Origin of the sequence: Pimelobacter simplex (assembly GCF_900114845.1) — a bacterium.
GTDB classification, from domain to species: Bacteria; Actinomycetota; Actinomycetes; order Propionibacteriales; family Nocardioidaceae; genus Nocardioides; species Nocardioides simplex.
The window spans coordinates 129,349-142,697 of the sequence record NZ_FOUK01000001.1; the positions used below are offsets into that span (position 1 = coordinate 129,349).

13 protein-coding genes are annotated in these 13,349 nt (G+C 73.4%); 12 read left to right on the forward strand and 1 reads right to left on the reverse strand.

Features of this window, described 5'->3' with window-relative positions:
- Positions 1–64 precede the first annotated feature (64 nt).
- Positions 65–508 (forward strand): hypothetical protein, encoded by a 444-nt coding sequence (locus tag BM223_RS00660; RefSeq protein WP_038682398.1) that lies wholly within the window; start codon positions 65–67, stop codon positions 506–508.
- A 169-nt stretch (positions 509–677) separates the two neighbouring features.
- Entirely contained in the window at positions 678–1,856 is a 1,179-nt protein-coding gene (locus tag BM223_RS00665) for a GGDEF domain-containing protein (protein WP_038682396.1), read from the forward strand.
- Between the two features lie 9 nt (positions 1,857–1,865).
- Here BM223_RS00665 and BM223_RS00670 read toward each other — a convergent pair whose 3' ends face one another.
- Positions 1,866–2,723 carry a LysR family transcriptional regulator gene (locus BM223_RS00670; RefSeq protein ID WP_038682395.1) on the reverse strand — a complete coding sequence of 286 codons (858 nt, stop codon included), beginning with the start codon at positions 2,721–2,723 and terminating at the stop codon, positions 1,866–1,868.
- 133 nt (positions 2,724–2,856) lie between these two features.
- Here BM223_RS00670 and BM223_RS00675 point away from each other — a divergent pair, with 133 nt between their 5' ends.
- The 10 genes from BM223_RS00675 to BM223_RS00720 all read left to right on the forward strand — a co-directional run bounded on the left by BM223_RS00675 (position 2,857) and on the right by BM223_RS00720 (position 13,349).
- Complete coding sequence (locus tag BM223_RS00675; RefSeq protein ID WP_038682393.1) at positions 2,857–4,215, forward strand: LLM class flavin-dependent oxidoreductase; 1,359 nt, start codon at positions 2,857–2,859, stop codon at positions 4,213–4,215.
- 85 nt (positions 4,216–4,300) lie between these two features.
- Positions 4,301–5,857, forward strand: coding sequence for an ABC transporter substrate-binding protein (locus BM223_RS00680; protein ID WP_038682391.1), 1,557 nt, complete (start codon positions 4,301–4,303; stop codon positions 5,855–5,857).
- The gene (locus tag BM223_RS00685; RefSeq protein ID WP_038682390.1) at positions 5,854–6,912 is read left to right on the forward strand and encodes an ABC transporter permease; all 1,059 of its coding nucleotides are present in this window, start codon (positions 5,854–5,856) and stop codon (positions 6,910–6,912) included. The genes BM223_RS00680 and BM223_RS00685 overlap by 4 nt, the downstream gene beginning before the upstream one ends.
- Positions 6,909–7,793, forward strand: coding sequence for an ABC transporter permease (locus BM223_RS00690; protein WP_038682388.1), 885 nt, complete (start codon positions 6,909–6,911; stop codon positions 7,791–7,793). Before BM223_RS00685 ends, BM223_RS00690 begins: the two co-directional genes overlap by 4 nt.
- Positions 7,777–8,775 carry an ABC transporter ATP-binding protein gene (locus tag BM223_RS00695; RefSeq protein WP_038682386.1) on the forward strand — a complete coding sequence of 333 codons (999 nt, stop codon included), beginning with the start codon at positions 7,777–7,779 and terminating at the stop codon, positions 8,773–8,775. The genes BM223_RS00690 and BM223_RS00695 overlap by 17 nt, the downstream gene beginning before the upstream one ends.
- Positions 8,772–9,866 carry an ABC transporter ATP-binding protein gene (locus BM223_RS00700; RefSeq protein ID WP_082003840.1) on the forward strand — a complete coding sequence of 365 codons (1,095 nt, stop codon included), beginning with the start codon at positions 8,772–8,774 and terminating at the stop codon, positions 9,864–9,866. Before BM223_RS00695 ends, BM223_RS00700 begins: the two co-directional genes overlap by 4 nt.
- Positions 9,863–11,008 (forward strand): LLM class flavin-dependent oxidoreductase, encoded by a 1,146-nt coding sequence (locus tag BM223_RS00705; protein WP_038682384.1) that lies wholly within the window; start codon positions 9,863–9,865, stop codon positions 11,006–11,008. The genes BM223_RS00700 and BM223_RS00705 overlap by 4 nt, the downstream gene beginning before the upstream one ends.
- A 3-nt stretch (positions 11,009–11,011) precedes the next feature.
- Positions 11,012–12,163, forward strand: coding sequence for a CaiB/BaiF CoA transferase family protein (locus BM223_RS00710; protein WP_038682383.1), 1,152 nt, complete (start codon positions 11,012–11,014; stop codon positions 12,161–12,163).
- Entirely contained in the window at positions 12,160–12,771 is a 612-nt protein-coding gene (locus BM223_RS00715) for an enoyl-CoA hydratase/isomerase family protein (protein ID WP_075018498.1), read from the forward strand. Before BM223_RS00710 ends, BM223_RS00715 begins: the two co-directional genes overlap by 4 nt.
- Positions 12,768–13,349 carry a cysteine dioxygenase family protein gene (locus tag BM223_RS00720; RefSeq protein WP_082003839.1) on the forward strand — a complete coding sequence of 194 codons (582 nt, stop codon included), beginning with the start codon at positions 12,768–12,770 and terminating at the stop codon, positions 13,347–13,349. Before BM223_RS00715 ends, BM223_RS00720 begins: the two co-directional genes overlap by 4 nt.

A 13,349-nucleotide genomic window follows, 5' to 3' on the forward strand; every position in this document is an offset into this window, starting at 1 on the left:
GCGATCTCTGCACGCGCGCAAGGGCCGGCCACCGTGGCCGGGCCGCGAACCAGGAGGAAGAAACGTGAAGACCCTGACCCGTTCCATCGCCAGTGTGGCCATGGCCGTCGCCGTGATCGCTCCGGTCGGCGCCTCGGCCGCCTCGGCGGCCCCGGTCGCCGCCAAGCCCAGCGGCAAGCAGTTCACCGTCGTCCAGACGATGCAGAAGGCCAAGCTCGGCGTCTGCAAGGTCTCCGTGAGCAAGGGCGCCGCCTGGCGCGTGTACGGCCGGCTCGACACCCGCAAGGTGCGCGCCGGGAAGTTCAGCGCCACCCTCTACGTGTTCAAGGAGGGCGTCGACGACCCGACGTCGTCCTGGCGCTCGCCGATGGTCAAGAAGGGCACCTACTCGAAGGTCGGCTCGGTGCGGCTGCCCAAGAAGGCGGGCTTCACGCTCGCCGGCGGCATCGGCGGCGGCAACATGGGCAACGGCGGCCCGATCGACATCGCCCGCGTCGGCAAGTGCTGACCCGGCGGAGCTGAACGAAGGGGGCCGTCGACCACCGGGGACCTTGGTCCCCGGTGGTCGAGCTGCGTGGCGACCCCGAATGACTAGGACGTCAGAACGCTCGGTCATGTTTCCGCCTCGCCCACCCGCGGCGGCTGCCGCGGCAACCCGATGCACCTAGCCTGGGAGCATGCTGGACCTGGTCACCCTGCGCATCGCCTTCGGGCTCGTGGCCCTGAGCGTCCTGGTCCTCGTCTACGGCGTCACGTTCCGCACGACCCGCTCGGCCTACAGCGGGTGGTGGTGCGTGTCGATCGGCTGCTTCATCCTCAGCGCCACCCTGTTCCTCTTCGACGGCACCGCGCTCCAGGTGGTGGGCAACCCCGCCGGGAACATGATGGGGGTGCTGGGTGCCGGCTGTGTGTGGGCCAGCGCGCGCTCCCTGCGCGCCGTGCCCGTGCCCCGCTGGCAGCTGGCGGCGGTGCCCGCAGTCGTCGCGGTCGCGTCGGCCCTGGGCGACCCGACTGTCGACTCCTGGTCGGGTGGCGCGGCGTTCCTGACCGGCATGGCGCTCCTCATCGGCCGCTCGACCCTGGAGCTCGTGCTCCTGCTGCGTCAGACGGACGTGGGGGTCGACTCGCCGGCGCAGAACCGCTTCGCTCTCGTGGCGATGGCGGTGGTCTCGAGTCTCCTCGGCGCCTACTACCTGGCCCGCGCGACGGCGTTCGTCACCGTCGGCCCGCAGCACCCGGTGTTCCAGAACGCGTTCGGTGGCCAGGTCACCACGCTGCTCACCATGATCCTGCTCGTCGTCGCCACGTTCGGCATGTCCGCCTTGGCCGCGGACCAGCAGATCGCCGAGCTGCGTCGCCGCGCCACCCGGGACTCACTCACCGGGCTCCTCAACCGTGCGGAGTTCTACCGCGAGGGCCAGGTCATCCTCGATCGCGGCCGGTTCGGCACCGATGCCGCGCTCGTGCTCGCCGACCTCGACCGGTTCAAGGACATCAACGACGACGCCGGTCATGCCGCCGGCGACGACGCCCTGACCGCGTTCGCCGACGCCTGCCGCGAGGTCATCGGACCCCGCGGGATCGTCGGACGTCTCGGCGGCGACGAGTTCGTCATCCTCACCGTCCACGGCACGGCCGAGGATCTCACCGCGACCATCGCGCACCGCTACGCCGAGGCCGACGGGACACCCACGGTCAGCTTCGGCATCGCCTCCGTCCTGCCGGGCGACGACGTCGCCCTCGGCCTCGCCCGCGCCGACCACGCCCTGTACCGCGCCAAGGCCGCGGGCCGCGCTCAGGCCATCCGTCACGACGACCGGCCCGCGTTCCTCGTCGGTGGACGCCGCACCGCCTGACCTACCCGCTCAGGCGCTCGCTCCCGAGGTGAGCAGCGGCGTCAGCGCCTGAGCGACCAGCCGGACGACGTCCGCGTCGAGCGCCGGGCGCGCGCAGACGGACAGCCGGAGCGGCTCGGGGAGGGGCAGGTCGTCGCGGCGGACGAGACCCTCGGGGGTGCTGCCGAGGGTGGCCATGAGGGCCACGCCGAGGCCCGCGCCGACGGCGGCCTGGACGCCGGCGAGCTGGATGGCCTCGGCGCCGATGACGGCGGGGATGGCGTGGGCGGCGAGGGTCTCGAGGGCGCGGCTGCGCAGGCTGCAGGGGCTGTCGAAGGCGACGAGGGGCACCGGCTGGGGCGCGGACGGCGGCGACCAGGCGGGTGAGGAGTACCAGGCGAGCTCGAGCTCACCGACGGGGACGGCGTCCGGGTCGTCGGCGTTGAGGACCAGGGCGAGGTCGATGGAGCCGGAGGCCAGTCCCTCGCGGAGCCGGTTGCCGCGGTCGATGCGGAAGCGGAAGCGGTGGCCGGAGTCGGCCTGCTCGAGCGCGGCGGCGAGCGAGGGGAGCAGCTGGGCGGCGGCGTGCTCGGTCGAGCCGAGCGTGAACTCGCTGACCTGGGTGACCGCGAACGAGCGCAGGGTGTCGTCGTGGGCGGCCAGGATCTGGCGCGCGTGGTGCACGAGGCGCTCGCCGCCGGCGGTGAAGCGGGAGCCGCGGCCGTGCTTCTCGACGAGCTTGGTGCCGACGACGCCCTCGAGGCGCCGGACGTGCTGGCTGACCGCGCCCTGGCTCAGGTGCAGGTGGTCGGCCGCGCGCTGGAAACCGCCGCAGTCCGCGACGGCGACGAGGCTGCGCAGCGGGGCAATGTCCAGAATCTTGCTCATGAAACAAGAGTAATCCCTGATCCATCACGCCTCGTGATCGGTTCGGATCATGAAGCCTCGTTGGACCCCGCTCTCAAAGGCGAGTAATTTTGTAGACAAACATCGCCAATGAGTGTGGGAAGCGAGCCGGAGCATGGCCTCGAAGCGGCAGATCCACCTGGGTGCGGTGCCCTACGGCACCGGCGGCCCGGGCAGCCACACGTTGTGGCTGGACCCCGAGATCCCGGGTGACGCGAGCGTGAGCATCGCGTGGTTCACCGAGATCGCGCGGCTCGCGGAGCGCGGCTGCTTCGACCTGCTCTTCGTCGTGGACAGCCAGTTCATCACCCCCTACTCGCCGCCCCACTACCTCAACCGGCTCGAGCCGCTCACCCTGCTGAGCGCGCTCGCCACGCAGACCAGCCGGATCGGCCTGGTCGGCACCGCGACGACGAGCTTCAACAGCCCGTTCAACCTGGTCCGGCGGCTCGGCTCGCTCGACCTGATCAGCGGCGGCCGCGCGGGGTGGAACGTCGTCACCACGGGGGACGCCGGCACCGCGACCAACTACGGGCTCGACGAGCACTACGACTACGACACCCGCTACGGCCGGGCGCAGGAGTTCGTCGAGCTGGCCCGGGCCCTGTGGGACTCCTACGAGGACGACGCCTTCGTCCGCGACCGCGCGAGCGGCGTCTTCCTCGACCGCACCAAGCAGCACGTGCTCGACCACGAGGGCGAGCACTTCAAGGTGCGCGGCCCGCTCAACCTGGTCCGCTCGCCCCAGGGGCACCCGGTCGTCTTCCAGGCCGGCGACTCCGACCAGGGCCGCGACCTGGGAGCCAGCGTGGGGGAGGGGATCTTCACCCACGCCCCGGACATCCCGGCGGGACAGGCCTTCTACGACGACCTCAAGACCCGCGCGCAGACGAAGTTCGGGCGCGACCCCGACGAGCTGGTGATCATGCCGGGGATCAAGGTCGTCGTCGGCGACACCGACGAGGAGGCGCGCGAGCTCGAGGCGTTCAACAACGACCGCGACCACACCTTCGCCGCCGCGCTCGCCGAGTTCGGCCGCCCCTTCGGCTGGCACGACTTCACGCAGTACGACCTCGACGCGCCGTTCCCCGCCGAGACCCTCGAGCACGGACGCCGCTCGTTCTTCACCCAGGCCAAGGCGGTCACCGAGCGGGCGGTCGAGAACGGCTGGACGCTGCGGCAGACCGTCGAGGCGACCCGGTACTTCCGCAAGAGCGAGTTCGTCGGCTCCCCGGCGACGGTCGCCGACAAGCTCGTCGAGTGGTGGGAGGCCCGGGCCTGCGACGGCTTCAACGTGGGCGTCGACCACCCGGCCGGCTTCCGGCGCTTCGTCGAAGAGGTCGTGCCGATCCTCCAGGAGCGCGGCGTCTTCCGCGCCCAGTACGACGCCACCACCCTGCGCGGGCATCTCGGGCTGCCCGTCCCGGTCAACCGCCACACCGCCGCGCGCGCGGCGGCGGCGACCACCCCCTAGAGCTCCGGGCGCCCGGCCGCACCCGCCGGGCGCCCGGTCACCACCTCCGCAGCTCCATCCCCCGAGACCCCCGAAAGAGACCTCGATGCCTCTCCGCACCAGCAAGCCGGCCCAGCCGACCCACCTCAACCGCCGGACCTTCCTCGGCGCCAGCCTGGGCGCCGGGCTGATCCTCGCGCTGGAGGCCTGCGGCGGCACGTCGACGAGCAGCGGGGGCAGCGGCGCCGGCGGCACCATCAAGTGGGCCTGGCAGCTCCCCACCACCTGGGACCCGGTCACCTCGTCGGCCGGCTCCGACGTGCAGATGCTCGCCCTGGCCTACGACCCGATCACCGCGCTCGACGAGCAGGGCAACGCGATCCCGTGGCTGGCCGAGTCCTGGAAGTACGACGCGTCCGGCAAGCAGGTCACCTTCACCCTGCGCACCGGCCTGGCGTTCAGCGACGGCAGCCCGCTCGACGCGGCCGCCGTGGCGAAGTCGATCGAGCGCGGCCGCACCCAGCAGGGCTCGCTGATCGCGCCGCAGATGAAGACCATCAAGAAGGTCTCGGCCTCGGGCGCGCGCGACGTCGTGATCGAGCTCAGCGAGGTCGACTACCAGTACCCGCTGCTGTTCGCCGGCAAGACCGGCATGGTCGTCAACCCGGCCGCGTTCCAGAAGGACGCCGCGGCGCTCGCCACCCAGCCGGCCGGCTCCGGGCCGTTCGTGGTCACGAAGTACGTCCAGAACGACCACGCCTCGCTGAAGAAGAACGACCACTTCTTCGCGGCCGGCGAGATCAAGGTCTCCGCCTTCGACCTCTACCCGCAGGCCGACCCGGCGACCGTCGTGGCGGCGGTCCAGTCCGGGCAGTACAACGTGGCCCGGCTCGGCGGCGCCCAGGTGCAGCAGGCCAAGGACGCCGGGCTCGAGGTGCAGGTGCTCGACTCGATGTTCGTCAGCGTGCTCGACGTGCACACCGGGATGGCGCCGTTCGACGACCCGGCTGTCGTCGAGGCCCTCAAGTTCGCGATCGACCGGGAGAAGATCAAGAAGGTCGCCAACTTCGGCATCGGCGACGTCAACTACCAGCCCTTCCCGCCGGGCTACGTCGGCTTCGACCCCGACCTCGGCGACGTCTACGCCTACGACCCCGACAAGGCCCGCCAGCTCCTCGCCGACGCCGGCTACACCGACCCGGTCCCCGCCGTGTTCACCTCGTCGGGCTTCGCCCCCGCCGCGGTCGAGCTGATCCAGGCCCAGCTCAAGGACGTCGGGATCGACGCCAAGATCGACACGATCCCGCAGACCCAGCACACCCAGCTCGTCTACATCGAGCGCTCCAAGGCGCTGACGTACGACGGCTTCGCGGGCCGCGAGTCGCCGGTGCAGGCGTTCCAGGTGCTGTTCGGCTCCGAGGGCCTGATGAACCCCAGCCGCACGTCGAGCCCCCAGCTCGAGGCCCAGCTGAAGAAGGTCAAGGAGACGCCGACCGACGACCCGGCGTACCCGGGGCTGCTCCAGGAGGCGACCCGGATCGCGGTCACCACCTTCCCGAACGTCTTCCTCTACCTGACGCCGTCGATCGTCGCGCGCAAGGGCGTCTCGGCGCTGCCCGCGTCGCCGAGCCTGCGCCGGTTCGAGGGGGTGACGACGTCATGACCGTGGTCGCCCCCGCACCGGGGGCGGTCCCGTCGGCGGCCGAGGCCTCCGGGCGGGCCGCCGCCGCGCTGCGCCGGGCGCTGCCGGCCCTGCGCTCGCTGGCCGGCGTCGTTGCGGTCACGGTGACGGTGCTCTTCCTCGCGTCGGTCGTGACCTTCGCGCTCGGCGCGCTCAGCGACAGCAACCCGGCCGCCGCGGCGCTGGGCGAGACCGCCACCGCCGAGGACATCGCCCGGCTCGACCACGAGTTCGGCCTCGACCGCCCGCTCGTCGAGCAGTACGCCACCTGGGTCGGCAACGCCGTCACCGGGGACCTCGGCCGGTCGTGGTTCACCACGATCCCGGTCGCCGACAGCATCCGCACCGCCCTGCCGGTCGACCTGTCGATCGCCGCGCTGGCGCTCGTGCTGGCGATCCTGATCGGCGGCGGCGCCGGCATCGGCGCGGCGCTCAGCAACGGCGGTGTCGTCGACCGGGCCGTGACGCTGGTCTGCTCGCTGCTCGGCACGCTGCCGCCGTTCGTCATCGGCATGGCGCTGATCGTGGTGTTCGCCGTGAAGCTCCAGCTGCTGCCGGCGGGAGGCTACGTCCCGGTCCAGACGGACCCGCTGGAGTGGCTGCGCTTCGCGATCCTCCCGGCCCTCGCGCTGAGCCTGGACGTCGCGGCGTCCATCGCACGCCAGCTGCGGACCTCGCTGGTCGGCGAGCTGCGCGAGAACTACGCCGTGGGTGCGGCGATGCGCGGCTTCGGGCGCCGCCGCGTGCTCTTCGGCCACGTGCTGCGCAATGCCGCCGGGCCGACGCTCGCGGTGATCGGCCTCGCCATCCCGCTCATCATCGGCGGCGCCGTGATGACCGAGAAGCTGTTCGGCCTGCCCGGCGTCGCCCAGCTCTCGCTGCAGGCCGCCGAGAAGGGCGACGTGCCCGTCGTCCTCGGCACGCTGCTGGTGACCGCCGTGGTCGTGGTCGTCGCGAGCCTCGTGGTCAACCTGCTCCAGGTGCTGCTCAACCCGGTCGCCCGGCGCGGCAGCGGCGCGACGGGAGCCGCCCGATGAGGACCCTGCGCGCACTCTGGCGGATCCCCAGCGCCCGGCTGGCGCTCGTCGTCCTGCTGGGCGTGGCCCTGCTCGCCGTGCTCGGCGGCACCCTGGCCCCCCACGACCCGCTCCACCAGTACACCGACGACGTGCTCCAGGGCCCGAGCAGCACGCACCTGCTGGGCACCGACTACGTCGGCCGGGACGTGCTGAGCCGGCTGATGGAGGGCACCCGCCTGTCCGTCGTCGGCGCTGTCGAGGCGGTGCTGATCGGCGCCGTGCTCGGCGTCCCCACCGGTCTTGCGTCGGCCTGGCTGGGCCCGCGGCTGGAGTGGCTCACCCTGCGGGTCAGCGACACCCTGGTGATCCTCCCGTTCACCGTCTTCGCGATCGCCGTCGCCGGCACGCTCGGCAACGGGCTGCAGCAGGCGATGATCGCGATCGGCATCCTGATCAGCCCGATCTTCTTCCGGGTCACCCGGGCGGCGGCGCTGGGCCTGCGCAAGGTGCAGTACGTCGAGGCCGCCGAGCTGATGGGCGCGACCGAGTGGTGGACCCTGCGCCGGCACATCTGGACCAAGGTGCTGCCGAACGTCGCGGTCACCGCGGCGCACGCCACCGGCGCCGCCCTGCTGGTGGTCGCCTCGCTCGCGTTCCTCGGGCTCGGCGTGACGCCGCCCGCGCCGACCTGGGGAGGCATGCTCTCCTCCGACCTCGGCTACCTGGCCCAGCAGCCGTGGGCCCCGATCTTCCCGGCCCTGCTGATGATGGCGACCGTCGGCTCGCTCAACCTGCTCGCCGACGCCATCCGCGACGCGACCGGTGCGACGGAGGCTCCACGCCGGCGCCGGCCCACCCCGCCCGTCCGAGAGGAGCGACGCGATGGCGTCCCCGCGTGAGAGAACCCTGGCGGTCACCGACCTGCAGGTGTCCGTCGGCGACGGCCTGGTGGCCGTCCAGGACGTGTCCTTCGAGATCGGGCGCGGCGAGTCGGTCGGCCTGGTCGGCGAGTCGGGCAGCGGGAAGACCCTGACCTGCCGGGCCGCGCTCGGGCTGCTGCCCACCACCGGACGGGTCGACGGCGGCCGGATCGTGCTCGGCGAGGGCCCGCAGGCCGTCGAGCTGGTCGGCGCGCGCCGCTCGACCTGGGACGGCGTCCGCGCGGGCCGGATCGGCGCGGTGTTCCAGGACCCCGCGTCGTACCTCAACCCGTCGCTGACGGTCGGCCACCAGCTCGCCGAGCAGCTGCGCGTCAAGCGCGGCCTGCGGCGGCGCGCCGCGCACGACCGCGCGGTGGAGCTCTTCGCCGAGGTCGGCCTGCACGACCCGGCCGCGGTCTTCCACCAGTACCCCCACCAGCTGTCCGGCGGGATGCTCCAGCGGGTCCTGATCGCGATCGCGATCTCCTGCGAGCCCGAGCTGCTCATCGCCGACGAGGCCACGACCGCGCTCGACGTCGTCATCCAGGCCGAGATCCTCGCGCTGCTGCGCCGGCTGCGCGAGACCCACGCCCTGTCGCTGCTCCTGGTCACCCACGACCTGGCCGTGGTCGCCGAGAGCTGCGAGCGGGTCCTGGTGATGTACGGCGGCCAGATCGTCGAGAGCGGTCCGACCGCGCAGGTGCTCGGCGACCCGCAGCACCCCTACACGCGCGCTCTGATGGCCGTCGCGACGATCGGCGACTGGGGGCGCCGGCGGCTCGACGTCATCCCCGGGCAGCCGCCGGCCGCGGGCGAGGAGATGCCCGGCTGCCGGTTCGCGCCGCGGTGCCCGGTGGCGAGTGCCGCGTGCACGGCCGGCCCGGTCCCCGTCACCGACCTCGGTGGCGGGCGCACCACCCGGTGCGTCCGATCCATCCTCGACGAGGCGGTGCCCGCATGAGCACGACCCACCCGACCCGCGCCCCCCACGACGTCCGGCTGGCGGCGTCGCTCCCGCCGACGCCGGCCCCGCTGCTGCGGGTCCGCGGGCTGTCGGTGTCGTACACGCCGCCGCGCAAGGGCACCCACCTCGGCACCGGCGCCGCGCTGCGCGACGCCGACCTCGAGGTGCGCCCCGGGGAGATCGTCGGCATCGTCGGTGAGACCGGCTCCGGCAAGACCACCCTGGCCCGGGCCACCGTCGGCCTGGTCGCGCCCGCGGCCGGCGAGATCGAGTTCGCGGGCGAGGACATCGGCGGGCTGCGCCGCCGGGCCCGGCGCGCCTTCCGGCGCTCCGGCCAGGTGCAGCTGGTTTTCCAGGACCCGCTGCGCTCGCTCGACCCCGACCTCACGGTGACCGAGCTGGTCCGCGAGCCGCTCGACATCGCCGGCACGCTGTCCCGTGCCGAGCGCGGGCAGCGGGTCGCGGAGTCGCTGCGGCTGGTCGGCCTCGACCCCGAGGCGGTCGCGGACCGCCGGCCCCGCCAGCTCTCCGGGGGCCAGCGCCAGCGGGTCTCGCTCGCTCGCGCCATCAGCACGCGACCCCGGCTGCTGTTCTGCGACGAGCCCGTCTCGGCGCTGGACGTGTCCAACCGCAACCTGATCCTCAACCTGCTCGACCAGCTGCGCACCGAGCTCGACCTGGCCGTCGTGATCATCGCCCACGACCTCAGCTCGCTGGCCGGGATCGCCGACCGGGTGGCGGTCTTCTACCGCGGCCGGATCGTCGAGCAGGGCCCGATCCGCGCGGTTCTCGAGGAGCCGGCCCACCCCTACACCGCGCTGCTCACCGCCTCGGCGCCGACCATCGCGCTCGGGCACGAGGACCGGCTCACCCCGGACCGGCTGCGCCCGGACCCGGACCGGCCGGCCTGGCCGGCCGACCTCGGCTGCGTGTTCGCCCACCGCTGCCCGTTCGCGCACGACGCCTGCGCCGAGCAGCCGCGCTCCGCCCCGCTCCCGCACGCTCCCCAGCGGCAGAGCGCCTGCCACGACGCCGTCGTCTGGCGGGAGCGCCTCGACCCACCCCACCCCCAGAAGGAGTCAGCATGAGCACCGCTTCCCCCTACGACGAGGTCGAGATCCTCGGCATGATCGGCACCGCCGACGCCTCGGAGATCCGCCCCGGCAACGCGGCCGTCGTCGACCCCGACTACACGGCGCGGTTCGCGAAGGCCCACGAGGACGGCGGTTTCGACCGGGTCCTCATCGGCTACGGGTCCGGCTGGGCCGAGGGGACGCAGGTCGCGGCGTACGCCGCCGCCCAGACCGAGCGGCTGGGCCTGCTCATCGCGCACCGCCCCGGTGTCGTGCACCCGACCCTGGCGGCGCGCACGTTCACCACGCTCGACCAGTTCAGCAAGGGGCGCGTCGCGCTCAACATCGTGACCGGCAGCACCGACGCGGAGCAGCGTCGCGAGGGCGACTACCTGCCCCACGACGAGCGCTACGACCGCACCGACGAGTACCTCCAGGTGCTGCGGGCCCTCTGGGACTCCCGTGGGCCGCACGACTTCGAGGGCCGCTACTACCGCTTCGACGGCGCGACCCCGCAGGTCTTCCCCTACCAGGACCGGCACCTCGAGCTGTTCTTCGGCGGCAGCTCGCCGGCGGCGTACGTCGTGGGGGCGAAGCGTGCGGACACCTACATGCTCTGGGGCGAGCCGCTGAAGGAGACCGGCGAGCAGATCGCGACCGTCGCGGCGCGCGCCGCGGAGGCCGGGCGCGGGCAGCGGCCGCGTGTCTCGGTGTCGTTCCGGCCGATCCTCGGCGCGACCGACGAGGCCGCCTGGGAGCGGGCGCACGGCATCCTCGACACCATCAACGGCGCGGTCGGCGCGCAGTTCAAGCAGAAGGTCGGCCAGATGCACCCGCAGGGCCGTGCGCCCGAGAACGCCGGCTCGCAGCGGCTGCTGGCCGTCGCCGAGAAGGGCGAGCTGCACGACCGCTGCCTGTGGACGCCGACCACGCAGGCGGTCGGGGGCGGCGGCAACTCCACCGCCCTGGTGGGCTCGCCCGAGACGGTCGCCGCCGCGATCCTCGACTACGTCGAGATCGGCGTCGACACCGTGCTCATCCGCGGCTACGACCCGCTCCAGGACGCCGTCGACTACGGCCGCGACCTGCTGCCGCTGGTGCGCCAGGAGCTGGCCCACCGGGCCGCGACCCGCCGCACGGAGAAGGCAGCCGTCTGACCCATGTATCCCCTCGAAGGAGTGCGGGTCGTCGAGCTCGCGCACGTCGCCGCCGGGCCGTTCGCGGGCATGCTGCTCGCGGACCTCGGTGCCGACGTCGTGAAGGTGGAGCCGCCGACCGGCGACCAGATGCGCGCGTGGCCGCCGTTCGCCGACGACGGGACCGAGCGGTTCAGCCACAACTTCGCCTCGGTCAACCGCAACAAGCGGTCGGTCGTCGCCGACCTGAAGGACCCGGCCGACCTGGCCAGGGTGCGCGAGCTCGTGGCCGCGGCCGACGTCGTGGTCGAGAACTACCGGCCGGGCGTGCTCGACCGGCTCGGGCTCGGCTACGCGACCGTCCGCGAGGGTCACCGCGGCCTCGTGTACTGCTCGATCTCGGGCTACGGCCTGACCAGCCCGTACGTCAACGACGGCGCGTACGACGTCGTCATCCAGGGGATGTCGGGCCTGATGAGCGTGACCGGCGAGCCGGACGGCGGCCCGGTCAAGGCCGGCGTGCCCGTCGGCGACTTCACCGCCGGGCTCTACGCGGCGTACACGATCGCCGCGCTGCTGCCCCAGGTGCGTGCGAGCGGCACCTCGGTGCGGGTCGACTGCCCGATGCTCGACTGCCTGCTCGGCGTCTCGGCGCTGCAGACCAGCGAGTACTGGGGATCCGGCGCCGAGCCGCGCCGGCTCGGCACCGCGCACCCGCGCAACGCGCCCTACCAGGGGTTCACCGCGGCGGACGCGCCGTTCACGGTCGCCGCCGGCAACGACCGGCTGTGGGCGGCGGTGGCCGCGGTGGTCGGGCTGCCCGACCTGGTGGACGACCCGCGCTTCCGGACCCAGCTCGACCGGGTGCGCCACCAGCAGGAGCTGGAGGCCCTGCTGCAGGGGCGCTTCGCCGAGGAGAAGCGGGAGCACTGGCTCTCCGAGCTGCGGGCGCGCGGGGTGCCGTGCGGCCCGGTCAACACCTTCGGCGAGATCCTCGCCGACCCGCACGTCGAGGCGACCGCGCTGGTCGCACCGGTCGACGTCCCGGTCGCCGGGCCCACGCCGAGCGTGGTGTTCCCGGTCCGGGTCGAGGGCCTCGCGCCGCGGCTCGAGCGCGGTGCGCCGCGGCTCGGCGCCGACGCCGGCGTCCACGACGAGTGGACGGCGGCCCGATGACCCTCCAGGTCGCGCGGGGTGACGTCTGGACGGTCACCCTGGACCGGCCCGAGCGGGCCAACGCGCTCTCCGCCGGCCTCGTCGAGGCCCTCCACGACGTGCTCGACCAGGCCGAGGCGGCGAGGCCGGAGGCCCTCGTCCTGCGCGGCAACGACCGGCACTTCGCGGCCGGCTTCGACCTGGCCGGTCTCGCGGACGAGACCGATGCGTCGCTGGTGCACCGGTTCCTGCGGATCGGGCTGCTGCTGGAGCGGCTGATCGCGGCCCCCTACCGCACGGTCGCGGTCGCCCGGGGCGCCGCCGTCGGTGCCGGGGCCGACCTCGTCCTCGCCTGCGACCACCGCCTGGTGGATCCCGCGGTGACCCTGCGCTTCCCCGGCTCGGCGTTCGGGGTCGCGCTCGGCACCGTGCGCCGGACCGAGCTCGGCCCGGCCCTGACCACGGGCGTGCCGGCGGAGCTGCCGGCCGTGCTGGCCGCGCCGTCGTCGCCCCGCCCGCCCCACGACAGCGACGCCGAGCTCGCGGCGCTGACCCGCTCGGTCGCCGTCCCCGGACTGCGGGACCGGATCGCCGCCTACCGAGCGGCCCTGACGAAGGAGAACGCATGACCCAGCAGCAGATCGTCCCGGTCGACACCGACGTCCCCGAGCTCGCGGCGTTCGCCGGCCGGGTCGCCGCGCTCATCGCGGACGGCCTCGACGAGCGCGCGCTGACGGCCGCCGTGCGCGACGACCTGGAGGCGACCCTCGCCGCCGGCTTCACGCTGCCTGCCGACAAGACCCGGCCGGACCCGGAGCGCTACGTGATGTACCCCCTGCACGTCGCCGCCGACGGATCGTTCTCGATCGCCAGCGCGGTGTGGGACGTCGGCCAGGGAACCCCCGTGCACGGGCACGAGACCTGGGGAGTCGTGGGCATCCACCGCGGCGTCGAGGTCGAGACCCGGTACGCCAAGCCGGCCGTCCCCGACGTGCCGCTGGTCGCCGAGGGCACCGACGAGTGGGGGGCCGGCCAGGTCACCGTGTGCTGCACCACCGACGACGACGTCCACCAGGTCCGGTGCGGCGGGGACGAGCCGGTCGTCGGCATTCATGTCTACGGCGCGGACATCGGCACCCTGCCGCGCCGTTCCTACGACCCCGACACCGGGGCCGTGCACTGGTTCACGTCCACGTGGGCGCGTTGA

What these genes read in the sequence shown, in the direction of transcription:
- BM223_RS00710 (WP_038682383.1), top strand. Translation starts at nt 11,012, where the DNA reads ATGTATCCCCTCGAAGGAGTGCGGGTCGTCGAGCTCGCGCACGTCGCC.
- BM223_RS00715 (WP_075018498.1), top strand. Translation starts at nt 12,160, where the DNA reads ATGACCCTCCAGGTCGCGCGGGGTGACGTCTGGACGGTCACCCTGGAC.
- BM223_RS00675 (WP_038682393.1), top strand. Translation starts at nt 2,857, where the DNA reads ATGGCCTCGAAGCGGCAGATCCACCTGGGTGCGGTGCCCTACGGCACC.
- BM223_RS00720 (WP_082003839.1), top strand. Translation starts at nt 12,768, where the DNA reads ATGACCCAGCAGCAGATCGTCCCGGTCGACACCGACGTCCCCGAGCTC.
- BM223_RS00695 (WP_038682386.1), top strand. Translation starts at nt 7,777, where the DNA reads ATGGCGTCCCCGCGTGAGAGAACCCTGGCGGTCACCGACCTGCAGGTG.
- BM223_RS00685 (WP_038682390.1), top strand. Translation starts at nt 5,854, where the DNA reads ATGACCGTGGTCGCCCCCGCACCGGGGGCGGTCCCGTCGGCGGCCGAG.
- BM223_RS00665 (WP_038682396.1), top strand. Translation starts at nt 678, where the DNA reads ATGCTGGACCTGGTCACCCTGCGCATCGCCTTCGGGCTCGTGGCCCTG.
- BM223_RS00680 (WP_038682391.1), top strand. Translation starts at nt 4,301, where the DNA reads ATGCCTCTCCGCACCAGCAAGCCGGCCCAGCCGACCCACCTCAACCGC.
- BM223_RS00690 (WP_038682388.1), top strand. Translation starts at nt 6,909, where the DNA reads ATGAGGACCCTGCGCGCACTCTGGCGGATCCCCAGCGCCCGGCTGGCG.
- BM223_RS00705 (WP_038682384.1), top strand. Translation starts at nt 9,863, where the DNA reads ATGAGCACCGCTTCCCCCTACGACGAGGTCGAGATCCTCGGCATGATC.
- BM223_RS00700 (WP_082003840.1), top strand. Translation starts at nt 8,772, where the DNA reads ATGAGCACGACCCACCCGACCCGCGCCCCCCACGACGTCCGGCTGGCG.
- BM223_RS00670 (WP_038682395.1), bottom strand. Translation starts at nt 2,723, where the DNA reads ATGAGCAAGATTCTGGACATTGCCCCGCTGCGCAGCCTCGTCGCCGTC.